Source organism: Corynebacterium auriscanis (genome assembly GCF_030408435.1).
In the GTDB taxonomy this organism is placed as follows: Bacteria; Actinomycetota; Actinomycetes; order Mycobacteriales; family Mycobacteriaceae; genus Corynebacterium; species Corynebacterium auriscanis.
On record NZ_CP047046.1, the window covers coordinates 1,185,354 to 1,206,879 of the forward strand.

A 21,526-nucleotide genomic window follows, 5' to 3' on the forward strand; every position below is an offset into this window, starting at 1 on the left:
GGATAGGGTTTATATCTCTAGGGCGACGACGCCCCGCTGCATCGCGGCCACTGCCTTCCGGGAGGCGGATTTAACCTCCGCGGAATAGCCCGTCTGGCGGATCTGATCTAACAGGTCAATGACACGCCGACACCACCGCACGAAGTCGCCAGGTGTAAGGATCGCGCCCGCCGCTTCGGCCGCTTGCAAGCAGTATTCCAGTGGTGCGCCGGCCGTCCACTGGTGGACTGCCGTCGCAAAGCTGAGTTCGGGTTGGCGGGTCAGTGGCAAGTTGTGGCGCTGTTCGTCCGATGCCAACTCGTTGTAGATGCGCAGCGTGTGCTTTACAGCATCCTCGAGATCGTCGGTGGGAAGTGCCGCATCCCCGGAGGTCTCCTTACGGTTTTCGAATACGCACGTGCTGGTAACAGCGGCGAGCTCAGCCGGGTCCAAATTGTCCCAGATGCCACGACGTAGACACTGCGCGATGAGAAGATCGGATTCGTGGTGCACGCGGGCCAAGCGTTCGCCTTCGAGGGTGATCGTGGCGTCGGTAATGTCAGGGCCAGCCTCACCCCTAGTGAGTTCCACGTAGTCCATTTCTTCCAACAGTGCCAAAATGCGGTTGAACTGGGAGGATAGGCTTTCGCGGTCGGGTGTTGCCTCGTCTTGTTCGAATGCTAAGCGACGTTGGGCCTTAATGTACAGCTCCGCGGCGCGATTCATTTCCTCGCGACCCTCCCACGCATGTACCGGGTGGGAGTGGACACGCTGGCGCAGTTCCGTCGCATGGGCGGAACCACCTCGGGCCTTGGCTTTGAGCTTGGCAGGTTTATCGAAGTGCATGCGACGCAGATTGGCGGCCACTGACCGGGCTAACCGCTTTGGGGCACGTTCCACTCCCTTGTGGAGCTTCATGTGGCCGATGTGAATGGGCGTGTTGCCGAACGTTTCCGCGGATACGCGCTCTACCCAGCCGTCTTCTGTGATGATCGTCGGGTTGGGATTGTGATGGCGGTGGTCGCTGCGGGCCACGACGGCGGTCATGGGATTGCGGCCGGTAGGCAGGGCGAGCACGTCGCCGACGGTGAGGTTGGCCAACAGCTTGGCGGTTTCCTTATTGCGCTCCATTCCGGCATCGCGCTTGGCACGGCGTTCCTCCTGACTGAGTTCCCGGCGCAGGCGCGCATAATCCACCACCGTGGAGGTATCGGCGTCAAGATCCTCTTCAAAACGCGCGGCCTTGCGGCGGAAGTCGCTAATGACGTCGCGTAATGCCTTTTCCGCCTCGACTAACTGCCGGCGACGACGCTCTACGGCCTCGGCGGCTTCCACGATCGTGCCATCGGCCTGGTATTGCGCGAATGAACGCTGCAGCAGGCGGTGGGATTCCTCCAAACCCTTGGTGTTGATGAGGTTGACCGCCATGTTGTAGCCGGGGCGGAATGTCGAATCCAGAGGATACGTTCGGGTGGAAGCCAGATCGGCGACCGCGTGCGGGTCGATACCCTGTGCCCACAGCACCACCGCGTTGCCCTTGGTGTCGATGCCACGGCGGCCCGCACGACCGGTCAACTGGGTATATTGACCTGGTGTGAGGTCCACGTGGGCTTCACCGTTGAATTTAATCAGCTTCTCCAACACCACCGACCGAGCTGGCATGTTGATGCCCAAGGCCAAAGTCTCAGTGGCGAAGCACACCTTCAGGAGACCGCGCTCGAAAAGGTCCTCAATGATGTGGCGAAATGCTGGCAGCATGCCTGCATGGTGGGCGGCGAACCCGCGGGAGACTGCCCGCCGCCATTGGCGGAAGCCCAGAACATTGAGGTCTTCTTGGGTCAGGCCTTTCACTCCCTCATCGATGGTATCGAGGATCTCAGCGCGCTGGGCAGCTGTCGTGAACTCCACCTTGTCGGCCAACAACTGCTTCACCGCGGCATCACAGCCCACGCGGGAGAATATGAAGTAAATCGCTGGCAACATGTTGGCCGCATCCAAGTGCAGCGCCACATCTGAACGCTTGGGCCCGCGACGCTTTCCGGATTCCTCCGCCTTCGCGGCGGCCGCAACGACGGCACGGTTAACTGCTGTCCCTTGATTCATGGCAGCGGAGTGTTGTCGGGATTGCTCCGATTGAAACAGTGGCATAATCTGCCGTCCGACCATCATGAACTGAGACAGCGGGATGGGGCGGTGTTCGGTGAGGACAATGTCCGTGTGGCCACGTACCGTGGATAGCCAGCCACCGAATTCTTCCACGTTGGATACGGTTGCGGAGAGGGAAACCAAGATCACGCTGGGATCCAGGTTCAGGATCGCCTCCTCCCACACGGGGCCGCGGGATTTATCGGCGAGGAAGTGAACCTCGTCCATGACCACGTGGGTCAGCGTGCGTAACCTATCGGACCCCTGATAAATCATGTTGCGCAGTACTTCGGTTGTCATCACGACGATAGGCGCATCGCCATTAATGGTGACATCACCGGTCAGCAGTCCCACATTGTCCTCGCCGTACTGGTCCGTGAGGTCGTGGAACTTTTGATTGCTCAGGGCTTTGATTGGCGTGGTGTAAAAACAGGTGCCTTGGTTGTGAAACGCCGTGAATACCGCGAACTCACCGACCACCGTTTTACCGGCGCCGGTGGGTGCAGCTACGAGCACTCCCCTCCCTGCGGCGATGGCATTGGACGCCTCCAGCTGGAAAGGGTCAAGGGGGAAATCGTATCGGTCCTGAAAACGCTGAACCTCGGGGTGAAGTTCCGAGGGAACCTTAGAGGACGTCATCGAAGGCTGAGCCTCCTGAGAGATTGAGATCATTCCTTCCGGTGGGTTGTGGTTGCTGAATGGGCCGAGCAGCGCTGCTACTACGCGGCGCCGGTGTGGCCTCTACCGCGTGGTAATCGGCAATGGGAGCGGGTGCATCGATAGAGGAAGAAACCGGAGCCCCAGCAGCACTATCGACTGGGCTGGCCCCTCCGATGGACGCGGCCTCATCATCGGGCACATTCATCCATTCCGCGTTGCCACGTGCCTTGCGCTTATCGTGGATACGTGCAATCTGGGTTGCAATCTCCATCATCAACGTCAGTGCCAAGGACAACAGCACCATCGAGACAGGATCCTGACCTGGGGTGACGAATGCGGCGAAAACAAACATGAACAATATCACGTAGCGTCGCTTCTCCTTGAGCTGTTGGTAGCTCAAAACACCCGCGAAGTTCAGCAACACCGTCAGTAGCGGCACTTCGAAGCTCACGCCGAACACGAGGATCAGCGTGAAGATGAAGTGGAAGTAATCCGAACCCCGCAGCGCGGCAACCTGGGTGCCGTCACCGATGGTAAGCAGGAAGTCAAAGGCATACGCGAGGACGAAGTACGCCAGGACTGCACCCAAGACGAACAGCAGACCCGCACTCAAACCGACGGTCAGGGTCCAGCGTTTTTCATTTTTCTTCAAACCCGGGGTGATGTACCCCCAAATCTGGGCCAGCCAGAATGGAGAGGTAAATACGGCTCCGGCCAAGGCTCCGACCTTCAGTCGCAGAATAAACATTTCCAGTGGGGCCGTAGCCAGTAGGCGACAATCCCCTGATGCCGAACCGAAGCGTTGTTCCGGAGGCAGAGAACAATAGGGTCGCTTCAGCAGGTCACCCAAGCTGGGAATGGGGCCAACCCCATTGCCGTACCAGAGGTAACCAACGACGGCACCAGCCCCGATGATCAGCAATGACACTACTAACCGGCGCCGGAGCTCGTTGATGTGCTCCACAATCGTCATGTCTCCCGTGGGTGACTTCTTACGACGAATTCTGGGAGCTTTGACCGTCCGTCGAGAGTTCACCCGGTGGGATTGCTCCGTCAAAGGACTGTCGGGGCTGGAGCTACCCGGTCTGAGGCTACTGGAGGTAGTCATGATAGGCCGTCAGCCAACCTTCTTTCCTGGTGGAGACTGCTTTCTTAAGGCTGTTGTGGGTGGTTGGGATCAACCGGCTGAGCCATGCCCTGTGGCTTGGGCTGTGCCTGCTGGTTCATCTGCAGGCGAGCAGCGGACTGCTCTGGAGTTTCACCAGTAACCGGCTGCTGTGGGTCCTGCGCAGCGATTCCTTTGCGCTGGTTGCTTTCGGTCTTCATCTCGTCCATCTCGGACTTGAAGATACGCATCGACCGTCCCAAACCACGTGCGGCGTTCGGCAAGCGCGTTGCTCCGAATAGTAGAAGAACTACGAGCAGGATCAGAAGCCACTCTGTTGGACCTGGCATGGGTGGTTACCTCGCATTCGAAATTTTCATGCTTTACGTTCACCTTTGGTGCATCACGCAAGAATCTGGAAAACAATGAGTTGTCACAGTCACCCTAGCACTCTCCGTGGGGAGTCCCGGGCAACAACCGGGTTGGAGCCCGGCATGTTAGCTAGCAGGCCGGGCGCGGGCGGAGCGGTTTAGTCCGTGTAGTTGGCCAACCCGCGGCGCGCCCGGCTGCGAACCCTAGCGACCAATTCTAACGGCTGTATGCACCGTACGCTCGGCGTGTACGCAATGAGAAATCTCTCAATCCAAGCCCCGGTGTCCGGCATCATCACAAGGATCTCTCCCCCGTTGGACTCCACATCGTCATCGATGACCCACATTTGTTGGTACTCCAACATCCACCGCGCCGATTCATCGATGGCCACGCGTGCCCACGGGGTCGATTCGCTCCAGCCGAACGGGTTGGCCGTATCGATGCGGGGCTGCACCCGCTTGCCCGCCGAGCCCTCTTCTCCAACTTCACGCACGTTCATCCGGCTGAGTGCATAGCGCCGCTGCCCCGGCTTGGCTTCATCAGTTTCGCGGGCCCATAGGTATGTCTCGCCGTCCACTACTCCCAAGTGATCCGGCAGCAAGGTGCGGGTGGTACGCGAATCTGAGGATAAAGAGGTGTACTCCACCGTCACCGTGCACCGGTGCCGAATGGCCTCTGTCAAACGCAGGTGAATATGCGGTTGTTCTTTCACCTTTTCTTGGTCGACGCCCTGCTGCTTGCCGAACTCGCTGACCTTTGGGTCCTGCTCATCTGCTGTGTGAGGTGGGTGCGTGGGGGCGTCGGAATGAATAGAAGAACCGACGGCCAAGCCAGCAATGGTAGCGATCAAGCCATCGACAACGTCCGCGTCGGTGGGGTCGATGACGTCGCGGATGGCGTCGAGGCTCACGCGAATTGTGGCCGTTTCGGCAGAGGTCAAGCGGATGGGCGAATCGATGCCTGCGGAGAACTGGATGGTGGCGCCAGTTTTGTGGAACTCAACTTCGATGAGCGAGCCCGGCAGGTAACCGGGAAGTCCGCAAAATTCGAGTTGCTTCAGTTCGTGTTTGATCTGGGGGACGGAGGTGCCGAGATCGCGCGCAGCCGCCATGAAGCTTCCGCCGGGGTGGTTAGCGAACCACGCGAGGAGATCCACGCAACGGACGAATTGTTCACCGTAGGTATGTGGTTCGAACGCGTGGGATGGCTCGGATGGGGTGGCATCCGGCACCGCGAGGTCGTCGTCAGCAGCTGGAGCGGGATCGGTGACGTTGGGCGCGGCGTTGGATGCGACGTTGGGCGTGGCGTTGGGCGTGGCGGAATCAGCGACAGCGGTCTTTCCTGTGTGCGCCCCATCACCGCTGGCCAAGGCCACAATGCTATGAACCTCCGCGGCTACATCGGATGGTTCAATGATCACGGCATCGGTGGCGTAGGCCGCAGCCGTGCGCACTAACCATTGCCGCTGCACGCCGCGGATCATCGCTACCGTTGATGCGTTGGGCGCCGTACCTTCGGTGGCATCGCATCTATCCCGCAACTCCCACGCGCCAGGACCCCGGAACTCTAGCTTCGCATCGATGAGTTCCCCCGCTCGCGACAACCCGCGCCGAACTAGTGCATGGTTGCCCACTCCCTCGGGAGCCTGGTGCTCGACGAACTGTGGCAGTGCTTCTACCCCACCCAGCCGCGCTAGCCGGAATGTTCGCTGGCCCTGCTTGTCTGGATCGAAACCCGTGACATAGGTTCGTCCGCCAATTGTGGCGAATGCCCAAGGGTCCAGCTGACGGCGCATTGGCTCGACTAAAGGGGCTGGGTAGTAGTCGAATTCAATGCGCAGGCCCCGATCCAGTGCTCGGAATAGGGCTTGTAGTGAGGCCTGATCTAAGTCGATGTGATCCGGCACGTTGGTGACTACTGCCTGCGAATCCAATGCAGCAACACCGGCACTAGCCAGCTTGCGGAAGGCCGTACGGGCAACCGCTTGTTGTTCGTGTCCGTGGGCCCACTGGGCTGCGGTGGCTAGGATTTCTTTTTCCTGCGCACTGAATTCCACACGGGGCATAAAGGCGGCGGCCGCTTCAAGGGTCCAGCCTTTGGCCATGTCCTTAGCGGTGCCGAATTCGCTGTCGATGGTGCTTTCAACCAATCGAATGCCGGCCACGTCGGCCAAAGTCGCCCGGTCGCGGTCGAATTGGCGCTTGACCGAGGCCGGGTCGGCTGTTGTGCTGTAGCCGTCGACATTGGTGCGGATCCATTCAAACGACCGTGGCGTGTTGGACCGTGCTAGCGCAATTACTAGGTTCATCAGTCGCGCGGTGCCTTCTCGCCACGTCACGTCCACGGGCGTGTTGCCCCGCCGTCCCCGTCTGGGGATGGGGGTGTGAAGGAGTGGTTGGGCGGACTCGACGGGTAGGGCTGGCTTCTGGGCGCCACCCTGGCGTTGGGCGTTGCCCTCCGGTTGGGTCTGGCCCTGTGGTTGGGTCTGGCCCAGCTCCGATGAGGAATCTCTAGTCACAGTGCGCTCTTTCAATCACTCTGCAATGGTCAAGGGGTTTACGGTCACGGGACAGTGATTACGCGTCAGCGATTATGCGTTGCCGGCAAGATCCGGCAAGGAGCCCAGCATCGCGTTGACATCCTCGTTGGTGTTTGCGAAAGGATCGGGCAGCACAACCTCCTGGGCGTGCTCGCCGTTGATCTTCAACCGCATCCAGTCCACGGTGTGTGGCACGTCGTACCGGCGAACGGCCTTGAGGAATTGCCCACGGATGGCCGCTCGCGTGGTGGCGGGAGCCAAAGTCCGTGCGCGCTCGATCTCGGCGGGATCTACCAAAGTGTTGGCCATGCCGCGTTTGACCAGCACATTGAATATACCTCGGTCAGGGTGAATATCGTGATACGTCAGATCGATCTGCGCCAGCCTCGGATCCGTAATATTCAGTCCACCGCGCTCTGCCATGCGGTCCAGCAAGGTCTTCTTAATCACCCAGTCAATATCGCGAGATACAGGCGTGAAGTTGCCCGTCTCAAAGCATTCCAAGACCTTGCCCCACAGTTCGACTATGGGCCGCATCTGTTCGTTCGGCGTTCCGCGCCAACCTTCGTCGCTGTAGTCGGGTTCTGGTCGTTTGGTTAACCATTCCGACGCCGCCTCGTGCAGCGCCCGCTGAATGTCCAAGGGGGAAGCCGTGGCCCCCGAACGCAGCTTCACGGGTTCGGTGCCGGTGAAATCCCGCGCGATCTCTCGAATGGAGCGGATCTCATTGGCAATCTCAAAATCGGGCAGCTTCTCCCCTGCCTCAATCATTTCCAACACCAGCAACGTCGTACCCACCTTGAGCGCGGTGGTGATCTCCGACATGTTGGAATCCCCCACAATCACGTGCAGGCGGCGGTATTTCCCGCTGTCGGCATGGGGTTCATCGCGGGTGTTGATGATGGGGCGCGAGCGGGTGGTGGCGCTACTAACGCCTTCCCACACATGGTCTGCCCGCTGGCTCATGGTGTACCCCGCGGGGAAATTCTCGTTTGGGGCACCCTTAGTGGGGATAGAGATCTTTCCTGCGCCACAGATCAATTGGCGGGTCACCAGGAACGGCAACAGCTGCGCCCCCAGGGCCTTCAGGGGAATATCGCGGCTCACCAGGTAATTCTCGTGGCAGCCGTAGGAGTTTCCCATGGAGTCTGTGTTGTTCTTCAATAGGTACACGCGACCACCAACCCCCCGCTCGGCCAACACGGTCTCTGCCTTCTCAGCTAAGTCGTGAACCGTAACGTCACCAGCCCGGTCGTAGGCAATCAGCTGATGTAAGCTATCGCACTCTGCTGTGGCGATTTCCGGGTGCGCGCCCACGTCTAAATACAAGCGGGAGCCGTTGGACGTATAGATATTGGAGGATCGGAATTCCTCCACGATCGGCGCAAATAGTTGGCGGGAGATTTCATCGGGGCCTAGGCGCCGAGCTGAGTCCATGACGTTCGTGATGCCATACTCAGTCTCCACACCCATGATGCGGCGAACAAGTGCGGTCACTGTCCACCCTTTTGCACGTAGGAACGTACGAACTCTTCGGCGTTGTTTTCCAACAGCCCATCGATCTCATCAAGCAGATCGTCAGTGCCACTGACCTGGACGTTCTCTAATCCGCCACCAGTCATTACATCATCGTTTACATCGTGATCATCGCGGCCACCCCCGCCGCTGACTTGGCTGGAACCACCTGCGGAACCTGGACCATGCGCCATAATAATTTCCCTTTCTCGTTGCCGGGGCACCCTATTTCCAGTATCCGGCCGGGCCACCGGGGCAACTGATTGGACTGTGTCGTTCGTTGGGGCCAAGCCCCGAGAACTGTGGATGGTCTCTACTGTAGCGACCTCCCAGTTCCCTTTGGTCTAAACCCTTGGAGCTCTACCCCACTCCACCAACGCGATCCGGATACCGCGCTTGCAACGCGGCAACCACTTCGGCAATGTTGTGTGCTGTATCTTCGCCGCTCAGTAGGTTTTTTACCTCGACGCCCCCACGGTCAACCGATTGCATCACCCGTTGGCTGTAACACGGGAACATGCCTTCGGTTTCTGGGGCGGTGAAGATCCTCGGATCATCCAAAACCACACGGGTGGCTTGGCGGCCGTCACTGGGTGTATCCAGGACAAGGCTGTCCCAGTTGGCCGCTAGTACATCCGAGGAATAGTTGGCTACGAGGTGCCCGCGCAGCCACGCCCGTGTATCCGCCGGAGGGCAGGTGACGGCATGGTCGATTGCCTCAGCTGGAACCAGCGTGCGCATGCGACCGCGTTTAACTAAAGCGTGGTACAAGCCGCGATCGGGATCAATGTCGGTGTATTGCAGATCGACGAGCGCCAAACGGGGATCACCCCACTCCAGACCACGTGCGCGGTACCCATTGATGAGCGCCAGCTTCGCCGTCCAATCCAACCGATCGGAGGTGCTCAGTGGGTCGCTATCTAATGCATCCAGAATGGTTTCCCAAAGGTCCAATACCTGGCGATCATCTTCGGCTGCAGGGCCATCCAGCAAACCGTGGGGATTCAAGCCGTCAATGATTCGGCGACGAATCTCGCGTTGCGTTTCAATCGCGGTGCGCTGCACATTGCCGTAGAACTTCAGTGGCTCGGAGCATGTCAGATCGCGCGATACGCGCTGTACATCCGCCACCGGTTCCAACAGTCGGAGGTCGGAAAAATCCACGTTGTACTCCACAGCCTTAAGCACTAGAGCGGTGGTTCCGAACTTTAGGTAGGCGGCGGTTTCGGACATGTTGGCGTCGTTGATAATGACGTGCAAACGGCGCCACTTCTTGGCATCCGCGTGGGGTTCGTCGCGCGTGTTGACGATGCCGCGGTTCAGCGTGGTTTCTAGGCTGATGTCCGTCTCGATGTAATCGGCGCGCTGTGAGATCTGGAAACCCGGTTCTTCCCCGGTGGCCCCCAGGCCAACACGGCCGGCACCCGTGTAAACCTGTCTGGTGACGAAGTGTGGGATTAGTGCTTGCTGAACCTGCTCGATATCCACGCTGCGGGGATACAGGTAGTTTTCGTGGCTACCGTAGGAAGCCCCTTTGCCGTCGACATTGTTTTTATAGATCTTCAGCTGTGGCTGGTCCGCGACTTGGCCACTGGCTTGCGCAGCCTGGTGCATGATCACATCGCCGGCTTTATCCCAGACCACGCAATCCCACGCACTGGTTGTTTCGGGAGAGGAATACTCAGGGTGCGCGTGGTCCACGTAGAAGCGGGCACCGGAGGATGTAATGACGTTGGCGGCACCCAGCGCGTTCGGGTCCAACACGGGAGCTGCTCCCGATCGGTATCGGCGCAGGTCGAAGCCGCGGATATCGCGAAGTGGGGATTCATTTTCGTAGTCCCACCGCGTGCGCCTGTTGATGCCTTGGTTGCTGTTTTCTGCATAGGCCACCACGGCTTGGGTACTGGTGACTATGGGACTTACGTCGGGGGCATCGACGGCGACGATGCCGTATTCCGTTTCGCTGCCAATGATGTGCTGGCCAGAGCGAGTAAAGCGTACGGGCATTGGGGGATGCTCCTCAGGTGTGGGGGAACTGGTGATGGAACAGGTTGAGCGACGAGTGGGGTGCAACGCGGGCTGGAGCACCGTCCAGAAAAGCTGGCCCAGCGGCTGCCATTAAGCGACGGTGATATCCACAACGCGGCGGGAAGACACACCAAATATGCGCGCCCACTCTGCCGGGTTGGTGGTATCTGGTAGATCCTCATTGTGTGCAATTTCGGCCTCCACGGCGGCATCGACATGGTGGGCGGCCATACCGCCACCGGTGCCGTGGGGATTGCGCAGAACTTCCTTGATCGCGGCGGTTTTCGCCCGGTCGACGATGTTGGCCAGCATTGCGCCGGACACGAAATCTCCCCAATACAGATCACGGGAACCACCATCGGCGAAGTGGAGGGTGACGTACCGGTGCTGATCGCTGCGTTCGAACAGCTTTGAGGTGATACGTTCCCGCAAATACGCGGCGGCACCATTGGCGGAGCCGTGTTCGGCCACCAACTCGGCGTCAAAAGGAATGGCAGCCGTTAAGTGCTTGGACAGGATGTCAACAGCGGCGGCCTGATCGGGACGGGCGACTCGGATCTTGACGTCTAGGCGACCGGGGCGAAGAATCGCGGGGTCAATGAGCTCCTCGCGGTTGGAGGCGCCGATGACGATGACGTTTTCCACGCCCTCCACACCGTCAAGTTCCGCGAGTAACTGGGGCACCACCGTGGATTCCATGTCGCTGGACACGCCGGTGCCGCGGGTGCGGAACAGGGCTTCCATCTCGTCGAAGAAAACGATGACCGGGCGACCCGAGCTAGCTGCGCGCCGGGCTTGCTCGAATATCTGGCGGATCTGGCGTTCGGTCTCGCCGACGAACTTGTTCAACAGCTCCGGGCCCTTGACGTTGAGGAAATAGGAGGAATCCCCTTCGGTCATGTGCTGCGCCAATGAATTTGCGACGGCCTTGGCGATGAGGGTCTTGCCGTTACCCGGTGGGCCGTACAACAGCACTCCCTTTGGCGGGCGCAGGCCGTATTGCAAGTAGACCTCCGGGTGCAGGAAAGGCAGTTCCACGGCATCTTGGATTTGCTCGATCTGGGCGCTCAGACCACCGATATCCGAGTACTTCACATCCGGGACTTCTTCCAGCACCAAGCTGGATACTTCCTGGCGTGGGACCGCCTCGAAGGCCCAGCCGGCGCGCCGATCGACAATGACCGAGTCCCCGGTGGATACTTCGTCTGCGGCAATGTCGCGCGCCAAGGCACTCGCGGCCCTCACTACGCTTTCTTCCCCTACCTTATCGGCCACGATCAGACGATCGTCACCCACGATTTCTACGACCTGCGCAATGTCACCCGAGTCGTAGGCGCCTGTTGCTTCCACCACCACCTGGCCTTCCCCGAGGCGCACCATCACGCCCGGTTGTAAGGTGGCGCGGTTCACCAACGGGCTCACCGGCAACCGCATGCGGCGGTTAGCGGTAAAGACCTCGGCTGTGTGCCCCTGCGGGTTGAGCTGCAACAAAGTGCCATAGGTGCTCGGGGGCTCGGACATTTTTTCCAGCCGCCCATTCATTTCCTCCAGTTTGGCGCGGGAGGCGCGGAGCATATCGGCCAGCTTTTGGTTTCGCGCTCCGAGGGCGCGGTTGGCGATCTGCAATTCCCGCAGAGTCTCCGGCGGCTGGGACTGGTGGGACTGTGGCTCCGTCATTGTTCCAAGTCTAGCCAGTTGGTACTTCTTCTTGGCGAGGTGGGGAAGATTTACCTTGAGGAAACAGAAATCCGCCATGCGCCGCTAGTGCTCGATTGTCACCGCCGTGGCATCGGGGCCGGGACCGAAGTCTTCCTCGTGCAACGTGAATAACTCGCCCTCAACCCCGGCCATCACGCAGATCCCCAGCCCGGGCATCATCTCAATTGGCTCGACCACAACCGTGGCCCCCAGAGTCTTCGCCAACTCAACCGTCTGGGGCAGGTCCACCACACCAAACCACGGCAGCCATTGTGGCACGTCAGGGTTCGCATGCTCCCCCAGTCTCTGGTGGCCAGCAACCACTCCAGCCCAACTTTGGTCGTCCTTGGTCAACGTTTTATACCCAGGATCGGCATCATCTAACCCCATGTCACCGAGGTCGAAAATGCGTTCATAGAACTCCGCGGAGGTGGACACTTCGCTGGTGATCAATTCCGCCCATGTTACGGTCGCTGGGCCCGCAGGCGCTGGGGGCTGCGGTATCGATGCCTCGTTGAGGACCACAAACGCCCCACCCTTGGGGTCTCGGGCTTCCACGGCCACAAGCTTGGTCGGATCCTGCGTTACGGAATCCTGACACACCGTGGAGCCACCCGCGGCCAAAATTCGCTGCGCGGTAGCCCGAACATCGTTGGAAATGAAGCACACTGACCAGCGGGCGGGGGCGGCCCCCACGCTGGCTACCGGCGCCTGGGGTCCACTAGATAGGCTCGCGACGGGGCGTCGAGAAGAAAAGGCAACAAACCGCTGTTCTCCAGGAACGGAACCGGCAACGGTATCCCACTGCCAGCCGAAAAGCCGCGAATAGAATCCGCGAAACGCTTCGGCATCGTGCGGATGAGCGTGCACCCACCCGGGAACGCCAGTTGGGCGCACGCCCGGTACAACTGGCGAGGGCTCAGCGTGGTTCATAGCCACACAGTGTAGCCCTCGCGGGGGCACTGCGCTGGGCGAACAACGGGCGGTGAGGCGGACCAGCAGACGGTGCGGGATTGGCAGGCGATAAACACGCCCAGAAAACCGGGAAGGAGACCGGGTTTCGTAAAAGGGGAAACTGGACCCCGTTAAAGGATTAGCGTCGCGCGCGGCGCTGTGGACGTGGGGCCGTCACACCATCGGCTAAGCGACGAGCCAGAATCAAAAAGGCAGTGTGCGCGTTCATGCGGTGCTCCGGACGGGTGGCCAACCCCTCTACCTTCCATTCACGCACAAGGGATTCCCACGCCTTGGGCTCGGTGAAACAACCCGTTTCGCGAATGCCTTCCATGACTTTCATCAACTGCGGCACGGTCGCCACATACGTCATGAACACACCGCCGGGAATCAGGATGTCCTTGACCGTGTCCAGCATCTCCCACGGCTCCAACATGTCCAGCAGTACGCGGTCAACTTCCCCCACGTCGTCTTTGCGTACATCTTTGAGGTCACCTAGGCGCAGATCCCAGTTCTCCGGGTGCCCGCCCATGTATTCCGAGACGTTCTTCTCAGCGTATTCCAAATGATCCTCGCGGATTTCGTAGGAAATCACCTTGCCCGTGCTGCCCACGGCGCGCAGAAGCCACATGCTCATGGCGCCGGAACCAGCGCCGGCCTCCAGCACCGTTGCGCCGGGGAAAATATCGCCTTCCACGAGGATTTGTGCCGCATCCTTGGGGTAGATCACCGCAGCACCGCGTGGCATGGAAAGAACGTGGTCGACAAGCAAGTGCCGGAAGCACAGGTATTGGCCGCCAGCGGTGGAATCAACCACGGTGCCTTCATCTTGGCCGATGATGTCATCGTGCTTGATTTCGCCCTTATGGGTGAAGTAACTGGCCCCCTCTTCCAATGTAATCGTAAAGTGGCGCCGTTTGGCATCGGTGAGCTGGACGCGGTCACCGGCGGTAAACTTACCCGAGTAGGCCATGAACTGGGAATCCTCTCCTCAATTAAGTGTGCAGTGCATCAGTGCCCCCATTGGCGCAGTATCTGGTTGGGCGCGCGCATCGGTTTTATGAGAGCGGATAGCGCAATCCTACGACGGTCACGTGGCAAACTCTAAAGTGTGGACAGTGCCACTGGGGTGCTTGTGACGATGTGAGAAGTAAAGGAGAACGTGGCACATGTTGGCATACCGGCCCGGGGAACGATTGCTGGCCATGGTGTTTACCTTTGTGGCTGGGTTTCTGGACTCGGTGGGATTCATCTTTTTGGGCGGGGTCTTCTTGTCCTTCATGTCAGGCAACACCACTCGCTCGGCCACGGCCTTCGTCGATGGAAAGCCTCACCTGATGGGGTTGGCTGGTTCCTGCATCATTTTGTTCCTGGTTGGTGTGATGTTGGGGGCTTTGGTTCGACGCCTCGTCACCCGCTCCCGCGGCCTCACTTGGGCGCGGGAATATGTCCTGCTGCTGATCTGCGCGCTACTTGTGGTGGCATCGTCGTTAATTTTGTTGGACGCACAACGGTTCGGCATTGCCGTGGTATCCGTAGCCATTGGCGCTATGAACAGCATTTTTGAGAGGCGCGGAGAAGTCGCCATTCCGCTGACGTACATGACCGGGACACTGGTTAAGATGGGGCAGCGTTTTGTGGATGCCTTTTTTGACGGCAGCCATGTGGTGTGGTTGGCCCACTTGGTTTTGTGGACGAGCTTGTCGATTGGCGCGATTGCGGGCGCGTTGGCGTTTCGTTGGTTCGAGATCGGCGCGGTGCATTTCGTCACGGTGATCGTAGTGATTGCCACCATCGTGAATGCCCGAGTGCGCGCGATTCGCCGCGAGCGGGGTTTGCCGATTTAGCATCACCTAGGGTTTCACATGGCCCAGCGTTTAGCACTGCCTAGCGTTGAATATGGCCCAGCGTTCAGCACTACCTAGCGTGGAACATGGCCCAGCGTTCAGCATCACCTAGCGTGGAACATGGCCCAGCGTTCAGCACTGCCGAGCGTTGAATATGGCCCAGCGTTCAGCACTGCCGAGCGTGGAGCAGGTCCGGCTACTGCTTAGAATGGGATGTTGTGAATACTCCCGAGCCGACGAATACGCCCGAACACTCCCAGCGACGTTCCCACCTAGCGCTATCCCCCAGTCGCGCCTCTGACTACAAACAGTGCCCGCTGCTGTTTCGCCTGCGTGCGATTGATCGGTTGCCGGAGCCCAAGACTGTCGCACAGGTCAAAGGCACGCTGGTGCACGCGGTCCTCGAGGACCTGCACGGTTTGCCTCGTGGGGAGCGGACGTATCCGGCTGCGGTCAAGATGTTGAAGCCCAAGTGGCAACAGATGGTTGCTGATGATCCGGAACTGCTGGATCTGGTCCCTGAAGAGCAAACATACGATTACCTCATTGATTGTCGCAGCCTGGTTAAGGGATATTTCCACATGGAGAATCCGGAGGGGTTCGATGCGCACCAGTGCGAACAGTACGTCAATATGACGTTGCCCAACGGGGTTCCCGTGCGTGGCTTCATTGACCGTGTGGACGTTGCTCCCACCGGCGAGGTCCGAGTGGTGGATTACAAGACGGGCAAAAAGCCCCTGCCTCGTTATTCGGAGACGGCGAAGTTCCAGATGCTGTTTTATGCATTGGTGTGGTGGCGCATGACTGGGGACATTCCGGCACAGCTGCGATTGATGTACTTGAAAGTGGCCGATGACATGGTACTTAGCCCCAGTCCTGCGGAACTGCAATACTTCGAACGCGACCTCAACGTCTTGTGGCAGGCCATTACGCGTGATGTGGAAACGGGCGAGTTCCAACCGCGCCAAACTAAGTTGTGCGGTTGGTGCCACTTTCAAGACATCTGCCCAGAATTCGGAGGCACTCCCCCTGAGTACCCGCGCCAGCTAGCGCTGCAGCTCCTAGTCCGTTAGGAAACGGACGGCAGCTGTTACTTGTACAGCTTGCCCTGGAACTTCGGGTTCAGCAGGTTCTCGGCGCTGAGGACGTTTTCCAGGGTTTCTTCATCGAGCAAGCCCTTTTCCAGCACCAGCTCTCGTACGGATTTGCCGGTGGTAGCGGCTTCCTTACCGATGATGTCACCATTGTGGTGGCCGATCAGTGGGTTCAGGTAGGTCACAATACCAATGGAGTTATCCACGTAGCTGCGGCAGACGTCCTCATTGGCCGTGATACCCACCACGCACAGGGTACGCAGGGAATTGCAGGCGCGTGCCAGCAGTCGAACGGATTCGAACACGCACTGTGCGATGACAGGTTCCATCACGTTGAGCTGCAACTGGCCGGCTTCGGAGGCCATGGTAACGGTGGTGTCGTTACCGAAGACCTTGAAGCAGATCTGGTTAACAACCTCTGGGATAACCGGGTTCACCTTGGCCGGCATGATGGACGAGCCCGCTTGACGTGGAGGCAGGTTAATTTCGTTGAGGCCAGCGCGTGGGCCAGACGACAGTAAGCGCAGGTCGTTACAAATCTTAGATAGTTTCATCGCCACACGCTTAACGGCACCGTGGGCGTTGACGTACGCACCGCAGTCGCTGGTGGCTTCGATTAGGTCGCGTGCGGAGGAAATGTCTAGGTCGGTGACCTCGCCCAACGCACGGACCACGGCCTCGCGGTAGCCGGGAGGGGTGTTCACGCCCGTACCAATAGCGGTACCGCCCATGTTTACTTCGCGTAGGTGCTCCTGTGCTCGCAACAGCTGCAGCTGCTCTTCGGCGAGGTTGGCTGCAAAAGCGTGGAATTCCTGCCCCAAGCTCATAGGGACTGCGTCCTGCAGCTGGGTACGGCCCATCTTCAACACACGGGCAAACTCGCGACCCTTGTTGTCGAGGGCGCGCTGTACGGCGTCGAGGTGCTTAATTAGCTCGTCAAAAGCGAAGTGCAAACCTAGGCGGAAGCCCGTTGGGTATGCATCGTTGGTGGACTGTGACATGTTGACATCGTCGTTGGGGTTGATGATGTCGTAGCTGCCCTTGGGATGGCCCAAATGCTCCAGAGCGAGGTTGGCGATGACCTCGTTGGTGTTCATGTTCACACTGGTGCCGGCTCCACCCTGGAATACATCAATGGGGAATTGATCCATGCATCGGTGTTCAACGAGCACCTGGTCGCAAGCCCAGATGATGGCTTCTGCCTTTTCCTCCTGCAGAGCTCCGACTTCGCGGTTAGCTATGGCGGTGGCCTTCTTCACCATGACCATGCCGCGGATAAACTCCGGCAACATATTGATGGTGGTTCGGGAAATCTGGAAGTTGTCAACCGCACGCAGGGTGTGGATACCGTAGTACGCATCGGCCGGGATGTCCATTTTTCCCAGCAGGTCTTCCTCTACACGGAAGTTTTCGGCGGAGCGGGCCAGTTGGGAGTGTGTTTCAGCCTGGGTAATGATGTCCGTCGAGGTTACGACGCGACCCGATTCAGCGTCCGGAGCGGAAGCGGATGGGACAGGGGTGTCTGTCATGAAGGGAGTCCTTTTTATCTCGGTCGTCTAGGTGTTGTTAAAGATCGATCGTCGTCCACCATAACCATTTGTTCGGACCCCCATGGCTTGCCCAGATGCGGAACTTACGATCTTTCGGCGTAAAACCCGATTTGGTCTTGCCTTTTGTGGCGTTCGGGGTGGCTTTATTGGCACGCCTTTTTAGGGGTGGATGAATTATAGTTTTGCGCGATATCCACCCGTGCTCGCATTGAATTGTGTATAGGAATAAACCTTTGTTCTGACGGGTGAGGCCTGTCTATCCGCCAGCTCAGTGCGCGCGAGTTAGCCCGGTGCGTAGGACAATCACCCTAATGCACCACGACTACTCCAGTGCGCGACACCCACTCCAGTGCGCGACACTTTGTAGGGCCCGTTAAACCACGCGATGCTGTGGCGACACACTACTCCAATGTGCGACACACCACTCCGCTGCAGTGGCGATTAAGTACCACCCGCGGGGTGCTAGATACGCGCGATGCGAATGTCGGAGGCCAGGATTGCTTCCGCTCCTAGTGCAGACAACTCGTCCATCAAGGGGTTGGCATCTTTTCGTGGAACCATTGCGCGTACTGCAACCCAGTCCTGGTTGGCCAGCGGGGACACGGTGGGCGCGGATAAACCAGGGGTGACATCTGCAACTGCCTGCAACTTGTCGCGCGAAACGTTGTAATCCAGCATCACGTAGTTCTTGGCGTGCAAAATGCCCTCCATGCGGCGCAGTAACACTCGTTGCTCCTCCGTGACCTCTACCCCCTTGCGGCCCACGATGACGGCCTCTGAAACACACAGTGGATCGCCGAAAGGCTTCAAGCCCTGCAGCCGCAGGGTGCGACCGGTGGAAACGACGTCGGCAATGGCATCGGCGACTCCCAAGCGAATCGAGATTTCCACTGCCCCGTCCAAACGGATGACGTCGGCCTCAATCCCGCGGGCGGAGAGATCCTTGCGAACCAAGTTCGGGTAGCTGGTGGCGATGCGCGCACCCGCGAGCTTGTCGAGATCCCATTCCTCGTCGGCAGGTGCTGCGTAGCGGAAGGTGGAAGCGCCGAAGCCCAGACCCATGAGCTCCTCTACCTCTTCGCGCGTATCCGCGGCCAAGTCGCGCCCGGTAATGCCCATGTCCAAGTGGCCAGACGCAATGTAGATTGCGATGTCCTTGGGGCGCAGGAAGTAAAACTCCACCCGATTCTGTTCGTCCAAAACGGTCAACGCTTTAGAATCACCGCGGGTAGAGTACCCAGCTTCCTTGAGGATCTCGGTGGCGGCTTCGGACAACGAGCCTTTGTTGGGAACGGCAACACGGAGCATGTCGTCACACTTTCTTTATTCGATCGAGAGAAAACCCGGCTGAGCAGCGCCGAGATGGGCGAAGGGGTTGAGTTAGAGGAACTTGTAAATGTCTTCGGGCTGCAGGCCCCGTTGGATCATCACAACCTGCAGCCAGTAGATGAGCTGGGAGATCTCCTCCGATAACTCGTCATCCGATTGGTATTCAGCCGCCATCCACACTTCTGCGGCTTCTTCGACAATCTTCTTTCCCTGGAAATGCACACCCGCATCTAGGGCCTTGACAGTGCTCGAGCCCTCAGGGCGGTCGGCGGCGCGTTGTGCGAGTTCGGCAAACAGGGATTCGAATGTCTTCTTTTCGTTCACGTTCCCTATTGTTGCACGTCGGCGTACACACCGCGGGATGATCCCCCGCGTAATCCGGGAATCGCCATGTTAGCTCGCACCCGGGCGCGGGTAATTCGCATATAGCTGCTTGATTCGCTGCAGATCGAACAGCGCCAAGTCTTCCTCCCCATCGGTGAGTTCGCGTAAGAGTGGCACTTCGATGGGCGTGTCCATCTGAGGATCGGTGGGTACACCGACCACGCGACAACCGGCCGTCCAGGCGGCTGTCATACCCGCGCGTGAGTCCTCAAAAACTAGGCAATCCTCGGGTGCCACACCTAGTTTTTCGGCAGCAGTCAGGTAAATATCCGGAGCGGGTTTGCCCTGTGGCACTTCGTTCCCGCACAAGGTCAACACAAAGTAATGGCAGCCAATGGATTCTAACGCCACATCCGTCAGGTGCCGGGCAGTATTGGTGACCAGCGCCATGGGGATGTTCGCCGCCTTGGCTTCATCCAGTAAGGCGGGAACGCCTGGGCGAAACGGTAGCGAGGAATTCAGCAGCTCCCCCACGCGCTGAAACATCCACTGCACCCAGTGCTGCGTTTCACTCTCGTCGAGTTGTAGCCCTGCGTAATTCGCACAGATTCGTACAGTGTTTTCGGTGGTGCCACCTACCGTTAATTCCCGCACCTCAGGGGTGATTCGCCGCCCCATTACCTCGGACATCTCAAACGTCGCAATCCCCCATAGCGGTTCCGTATCTACGAGGGTGCCGTCCATATCCCACAAAATAGCCTTCATGATAATTCCCACCATAAACGACGCCCACCTGCTCAGCAGCCTAGCTTGTCCTTCGTTCCCGCGCTTTTCTCTTCCACCGGGGTAGGTGAGTCGTGCGGGGCAGCGAATTTGAGGGCTTCCCTACACTATGTTCCCGTGCGTTCGTCTTTCAACGGGATTGTAAGACTGCGCGATGTAGCTGGGTTGCGGAACAGAAACGCTGCCCCTCGTAGTCGTCCGGACAATGTGCAGCAGAACTCTGACAAAATGGCGCGTTTTTGTTGGACTTCTGCTGCACATTCGTTGTTCGGTGGGAGAATAACGGCAGCGTGGCGTGTTGGAGTTGTTCTTGTCCCCTGCCGAGCAGTCGTATTAGCTAGCCGCGTGCCTTCTACAACTGCGGAACCCCGAACATGTCCAAAACTGCGTAACCCCAGCACGTCCAGAACTGCGTAACCCCAGCACGTCTAGAACTGCGAAGCCCGAACATGTCCAGAACTGCGGGACCCTCGCCGAGCTGCCGGATTCCCGCACCTCAACACGCCCTATCCGTGGAGTCGAAAACCCGGAAGCAGAACCCCGACACCCCCCGAAGAGTTGAAAACCCATGAGCAATACCCCAAAACAGTTCACCGGCACTAGCATTACAGTTAATCGGCACTAACGTAGTGTGCGAAAAATATTTTGCCTCTCAACCGTTTGCGCAAGGAGTTCTCAGCATGGTTATGAACACGTCATCTCATGACATTCCCGATGCTCCCGCCTACTTTGTGGCTGGAGATGTCACCAAAGGCACAGACGAACTGGGCAATCCCTCGTGCGAGTACACCTATTACCCCACGATTCATACCGAATCCCCGTGGGGTGACGGCGGCTTTCAACACGGCTCTCCCCCAGCCGCGCTGGTGGCGGTCACGTTGGAAGAAGGCGCCCGCGAGCACGGTGTGGACCTGACCGCTGGTCGCTTCAGTCGAATGACCGTGGAGATCCTAGGGGCGGTTCCCCTCAGCGCCCTACGGGCGACGGTGCGTGTGGTGCGCCCGGGGCGTCGGATAACAATGGTGGAAACAACAATCCGTGATGAGGGCGGGCGGGCTTATATACGTGGCACTGGGTGGTGGGTCCGGACCGCTGACACCTTGGACATTGAACGCAGCGTGGCAGAAGCGATCCCAGGGCCCGAAACTGGGCGCCCCGCCCGCGAGTTTATTGATCAATGGACCAGCGGTTACATTGATTCCATCGAGGTTGTTCGCACCGAACTGACCGGACAGGACCACTCCGACTACGCGCACCGCAACCCGGCTGTGTACTGGTCGAAGTCCTCCCTGCCTGTGGTGGAAGGTCGTGACGATTCCCCCTGGGTGCAGTTGATGAAGACAGTGGATATCGCCAACGGCCTTAATACCGTGCTGGATCCGAGCCAATGGGTGTACATGAACGTGGACCTCAGCGTGTATTTGCACCGCATGCCCGACAGTGAATGGGTCGGCCTATCTGCTGAGGCCAACTACGGACCAGACGGAATCGGCACCACGATTTCGCGGGTCTACGACCAGCAAGGACCCGTGGGAACCGTCAACCAAGCGATCATGCTGGATCGGCTGAACTAAAACCCGCCGCTGCCGGCTGGGCCGGGTTGG

At 59.0% G+C, this 21,526-nt stretch carries 17 protein-coding genes; 3 read left to right on the forward strand and 14 right to left on the reverse strand.

Annotated features, from left to right (window positions below):
* Nucleotides 1-9: 9 nt before the first annotated feature.
* The 10 genes from CAURIC_RS04950 to CAURIC_RS04995 all read right to left on the reverse strand — a co-directional run bounded on the left by CAURIC_RS04950 (nucleotide 10) and on the right by CAURIC_RS04995 (nucleotide 13,968).
* A complete protein-coding gene (locus CAURIC_RS04950) occupies nucleotides 10-2,763 on the reverse strand; it encodes a DEAD/DEAH box helicase (protein ID WP_035112740.1) in 2,754 nt (917 codons plus the stop codon).
* Nucleotides 2,750-3,892, reverse strand: a complete 1,143-nt coding sequence (gene tatC / locus CAURIC_RS04955) for a twin-arginine translocase subunit TatC (protein ID WP_084588044.1) — start codon at nucleotides 3,890-3,892, stop codon at nucleotides 2,750-2,752. The genes CAURIC_RS04950 and tatC overlap by 14 nt, the downstream gene beginning before the upstream one ends.
* Before the next feature lie 44 nt (nucleotides 3,893-3,936).
* Nucleotides 3,937-4,239, reverse strand: coding sequence for a Sec-independent protein translocase subunit TatA (gene tatA / locus CAURIC_RS04960; protein WP_035112738.1), 303 nt, complete (start codon nucleotides 4,237-4,239; stop codon nucleotides 3,937-3,939).
* A 179-nt stretch (nucleotides 4,240-4,418) separates the two neighbouring features.
* Complete coding sequence (locus CAURIC_RS04965; protein ID WP_156963316.1) at nucleotides 4,419-6,779, reverse strand: WYL domain-containing transcriptional regulator; 2,361 nt, start codon at nucleotides 6,777-6,779, stop codon at nucleotides 4,419-4,421.
* A gap of 72 nt (nucleotides 6,780-6,851) precedes the next feature.
* On the reverse strand, nucleotides 6,852-8,297 hold the full coding sequence (gene pafA, locus CAURIC_RS04970) for a Pup--protein ligase (RefSeq protein WP_035112736.1): 1,446 nt from the start codon (nucleotides 8,295-8,297) through the stop codon (nucleotides 6,852-6,854).
* Complete coding sequence (locus CAURIC_RS04975; RefSeq protein ID WP_035112734.1) at nucleotides 8,294-8,509, reverse strand: ubiquitin-like protein Pup; 216 nt, start codon at nucleotides 8,507-8,509, stop codon at nucleotides 8,294-8,296. Before CAURIC_RS04975 ends, pafA begins: the two co-directional genes overlap by 4 nt.
* Nucleotides 8,510-8,675: 166 nt before the next feature.
* Nucleotides 8,676-10,322, reverse strand: coding sequence for a depupylase/deamidase Dop (dop, locus tag CAURIC_RS04980; protein ID WP_035112732.1), 1,647 nt, complete (start codon nucleotides 10,320-10,322; stop codon nucleotides 8,676-8,678).
* Nucleotides 10,323-10,433: 111 nt separating this feature from the next.
* Nucleotides 10,434-12,020 carry a proteasome ATPase gene (gene arc / locus CAURIC_RS04985; protein WP_035112729.1) on the reverse strand — a complete coding sequence of 529 codons (1,587 nt, stop codon included), beginning with the start codon at nucleotides 12,018-12,020 and terminating at the stop codon, nucleotides 10,434-10,436.
* A gap of 84 nt (nucleotides 12,021-12,104) precedes the next feature.
* Nucleotides 12,105-12,974 (reverse strand): VOC family protein, encoded by an 870-nt coding sequence (locus tag CAURIC_RS04990; protein WP_035112727.1) that lies wholly within the window; start codon nucleotides 12,972-12,974, stop codon nucleotides 12,105-12,107.
* A 160-nt stretch (nucleotides 12,975-13,134) separates the two neighbouring features.
* Nucleotides 13,135-13,968, reverse strand: a complete 834-nt coding sequence (locus CAURIC_RS04995; RefSeq protein ID WP_035112725.1) for a tRNA (adenine-N1)-methyltransferase — start codon at nucleotides 13,966-13,968, stop codon at nucleotides 13,135-13,137.
* A 196-nt stretch (nucleotides 13,969-14,164) separates the two neighbouring features.
* Between CAURIC_RS04995 and CAURIC_RS05000 the strand changes: the two genes are divergently transcribed.
* On the forward strand, nucleotides 14,165-14,842 hold the full coding sequence (locus CAURIC_RS05000; RefSeq protein ID WP_035112722.1) for a YoaK family protein: 678 nt from the start codon (nucleotides 14,165-14,167) through the stop codon (nucleotides 14,840-14,842).
* Between the two features lie 218 nt (nucleotides 14,843-15,060).
* Nucleotides 15,061-15,915, forward strand: a complete 855-nt coding sequence (locus CAURIC_RS05005; RefSeq protein ID WP_035112720.1) for a RecB family exonuclease — start codon at nucleotides 15,061-15,063, stop codon at nucleotides 15,913-15,915.
* A 17-nt stretch (nucleotides 15,916-15,932) separates the two neighbouring features.
* On the opposite strand, the gene aspA is transcribed toward CAURIC_RS05005, so the two are convergent.
* From aspA to CAURIC_RS05025, 4 genes are all read right to left on the reverse strand, one after another.
* Nucleotides 15,933-17,465, reverse strand: coding sequence for an aspartate ammonia-lyase (aspA, locus tag CAURIC_RS05010; protein ID WP_141739653.1), 1,533 nt, complete (start codon nucleotides 17,463-17,465; stop codon nucleotides 15,933-15,935).
* A gap of 483 nt (nucleotides 17,466-17,948) precedes the next feature.
* Nucleotides 17,949-18,794, reverse strand: coding sequence for an ATP phosphoribosyltransferase (hisG, locus tag CAURIC_RS05015; protein WP_035112719.1), 846 nt, complete (start codon nucleotides 18,792-18,794; stop codon nucleotides 17,949-17,951).
* 72 nt (nucleotides 18,795-18,866) lie between these two features.
* Nucleotides 18,867-19,139, reverse strand: a complete 273-nt coding sequence (locus CAURIC_RS05020; RefSeq protein WP_035112717.1) for a phosphoribosyl-ATP diphosphatase — start codon at nucleotides 19,137-19,139, stop codon at nucleotides 18,867-18,869.
* A gap of 69 nt (nucleotides 19,140-19,208) precedes the next feature.
* A complete protein-coding gene (locus CAURIC_RS05025) occupies nucleotides 19,209-19,904 on the reverse strand; it encodes an HAD family hydrolase (protein WP_235700621.1) in 696 nt (231 codons plus the stop codon).
* Between the two features lie 704 nt (nucleotides 19,905-20,608).
* Between CAURIC_RS05025 and CAURIC_RS05030 the strand changes: the two genes are divergently transcribed.
* On the forward strand, nucleotides 20,609-21,496 hold the full coding sequence (locus tag CAURIC_RS05030) for a thioesterase family protein (protein WP_156963315.1): 888 nt from the start codon (nucleotides 20,609-20,611) through the stop codon (nucleotides 21,494-21,496).
* Nucleotides 21,497-21,526: the final 30 nt, after the last annotated feature.